We start from the raw sequence: 3,033 nt of genomic DNA, 5'->3' as shown, positions 1-3,033 counted from the left end.
TTGATAAATTTTCTCAAGAGGGAAATCAGATAGATGCATCCTGGTTTGGAATTTTAAACTCCTTTTTTATAATTACCCTGGCTCCTATGTTTTCGCGATGGTGGGAAAGCAAGTACAATCCGAGTGCAGCGATGAAATACGGTCTGGGATTAATACTTTTGGGTCTTGGATTTGCCATTTTGTCTTATGGCTCGACAGGAATTACACCCGGGTCAAAAACGGCTTCAGTAAGTATGATTTTTCTTATTTTGGCTTATTTGCTTCATACGATGGGAGAATTATGTCTTTCACCTGTGGGTTTATCTTATTTGAGTAAGCTGGTGCCTGCCAGGATGATCGGGTTTATGTTTGGTATTTGGTATCTCGCCATAGCTATAGGACAAAAAGCGGCTGGAACTATGGGGGGTATGATAGATAAAATTTCGGAGCAGTATTCTTTAAGTACGTTCTTTTTAATGTTTACCCTGGTGCCTATTGCTTTTGGTTTTATTGCTATACTATTAAATCCGGTTTTAAAAAGACTCATGCATGGTGTGCGCTGATTTATTCTATTTCTAAAATAAACGCTCCTTTTTCACCGGTATAATAAAATGGCAGCTTTCTGTCTGAACAGGATTTTTTCCACCTTTGGATATCACTCCTATAATTGCTTCCATCTGCTACGATGCTTTTTGGTTTAATAGAGTCCAGGAAGCGGTTAAAATTTATTTTGGGAGAATTCCCAAGGATTACATAATCGATTTTCTGAAATTTTTGGAGGATAATTTCAGGCTTATTGAGAACTAACAAACTTTGACCCTTAAAGTTATAGCTGTTTTTTAAGGTTTTATAGTTAACTTTTTGGATGTTTTCTTCTACCATGATATTTTTAATTAATTTATTCACCGCATTCGAGTCTAAGCAATTTACATCCAAGTAATTACCTTTCTTATATAGAAGGGCTGAGGTTCCGGTTTTATGCACAATAATGATTTTTTGTTCACTACTTTTTATTGCCATGGAAAATATAAGCCATAACTGAAAAGCGATTATGCATAGAGCTACTGCCAGTATGTTTTTAAATTTCTTATGGACCAGACTATAGACTAAAGTAAAAATTAGGATATAGCTCAATACAAGCTGTAAAGAATCAAAAGGAATATCGCTGAAAATAAAGGATTCTTGTTGGGCTACCCATTCAATAACTTTATTAATCAGATTTATCAGCTTATTATATATTCCAGATAAACTATTGGGAAGTATATCTGCAAGCATAAGGGCAATGATCAGAAAACCAAGTCCCAGGATTAATCCCAAGAAGGGTATAATCAAGAGATTTGAAATAAAAAATAACCCCGGAAACTGATGAAAATAGAAAAGGCTAATAGGCAGTACCCCAATTTGAGCGGCTAAGGAAACTGATAATAATTGCCAGCATTTTTTAAGAATTATATTTTTTGGATTCCAGAAGTGCTGCAGTTTGGGGAACAACCAAAAAATTGAAAATACTGCTGCATAACTCAATTGAAACCCTACTTGAAAAAGTAACATAGGATCATAGGTCAACAGAATAAAAAACATAGACAATGCCAGGATATTGAATGTACTGGTTGGCCGGTTCAGGTATATGGCATAGGCGACAAAAGAAAACATGCTAACGGCCCTTATAACAGAAGGTGATAAACCAGCCAGGAAGGCATATCCCCAGAGAAGAATAACCGTAAGAATCAAGACGATAGTCTTTCCCCTGGGTAATCTTTCCAGAGGTTTTAGCAGAAATTGACATAGTAATAATACTATTCCAATATGCAATCCCGAAACAGCCAGAATATGCACAGCGCCCGCATTCTTATAGTTCTCATATATTTCTTCACTAATGTCATTGCGTTGTCCCAGAAGCAAGGCATGGATAATTCCAAGCTCGTCTCTTCCAAAATCAGACCTGCTTAAACCTGATATAATTTTTTCTCTTATCGACGAAGTGACACCCACTAATGTTAAAGAAATAGTTCTCTTAATTAAATATTCCCGACGGTTTAATTTAAGTTGATGGAGAACACCCAGTTTTTTAAGATAATCGGCATAATTAAATCCATATGGGTTAAGAGGCAGACTAATTTCTTTAGCTAGATTCAGGGTATAAATTTCGTCATCTACTTTAAATCTCTGATTAAGCGTGTCTTTTGTGATAATAATGAGAAGCCTTCCATTTGATGATATTCCGTCAATCTCAATTACATCAGCCATATAGCGTTCATTATAGCTATTGGGTTTTAGAACCTCATGTATTTTAAGATGAAAATATTGTTCAGTTGGAAGCCTGAAGTTTGTATAATGTTTTGAATTATTTTCAGGTAAAGTCAGTGCAACAGATATCATTCCTAAACCAATAGTGCACAAGAGACAAAGGATGCCGAATGGCAGATTATCGAGTATGGTTTTCCGCGTCCACGATATACCCAGTAAAACTATGAACCCACCGGTAAGTCCTGTTGACACCAATAGAGAAATATTGTTATAATACCCTATAAGTATCCCGAAAATCAAAAATAGAGTCAGCTTTACCGGGATAAAATCCAATAGCTTCATGGAGTTTATCTGGTTAATTCTAAAAGCTATTAAAGTAGTATGGTGTAATGAATGTTAAGTTCAGCTTACAAGATAAAATTGTAATGAAGTATTCGGATAAACCATTCCGATAGAACTAGTGGTTTGCAATCAAAGAACTCTGGTCGCTTTAACGAAAGCATAGTTCCAGTAGCCTTCTTGTAAAGAAGAAACAATAACTCCCCTTGAAGAAGTAGCGTGAATAAATTTAATATCACGTCCGTCTACAGCAACTACAAGTCCAACGTGATTGATTTTTTTTCCTCTTTTAGTGGTTTTGAAGAACAAAAGGTCGCCTTTGGTGACTTTATTTAATTTAATCTTCTTACCCTCGTCGGCCATTTGAGATGATACCCTGGGCAACGGAATATCGTTTTCTCCAAAAGAAATGTAAAGTAGGCCGGAACAATCCATACCCTTCTTTGTGGTTCCGCCATATTTATATCG

2 protein-coding genes and 1 pseudogene are annotated in these 3,033 nt (G+C 35.9%); 1 reads left to right on the top strand and 2 read right to left on the bottom strand.

Annotated features, from left to right (window positions below; all coding sequences use genetic code 11):
- Window positions 1–542 (top strand): annotated as a pseudogene (locus WBN20_RS05255) (peptide MFS transporter); the annotation flags it as partial.
- A gap of 1 nt (window position 543) precedes the next feature.
- On the opposite strand, the gene WBN20_RS05250 reads toward WBN20_RS05255, so the two are convergent.
- Both WBN20_RS05250 and WBN20_RS05245 read right to left on the bottom strand, forming a co-directional pair.
- The gene (locus WBN20_RS05250) at window positions 544–2,568 is read right to left on the bottom strand and encodes a ComEC/Rec2 family competence protein (RefSeq protein WP_424280964.1); all 2,025 of its coding nucleotides are present in this window, start codon (window positions 2,566–2,568) and stop codon (window positions 544–546) included.
- 129 nt (window positions 2,569–2,697) lie between these two features.
- A partial coding sequence (locus WBN20_RS05245; protein WP_424280963.1) for a C40 family peptidase occupies window positions 2,698–3,033 on the bottom strand: 336 nt, incomplete at its 5' end.

The sequence above is a fragment of the Eudoraea sp. genome, assembly GCF_049665975.1.
Taxonomy (GTDB): Bacteria; Bacteroidota; Bacteroidia; order Flavobacteriales; family Flavobacteriaceae; genus Eudoraea.
Note: the sequence above shows the minus strand (reverse complement) of the source record. Positions and strands in the feature narration are given on the sequence as shown.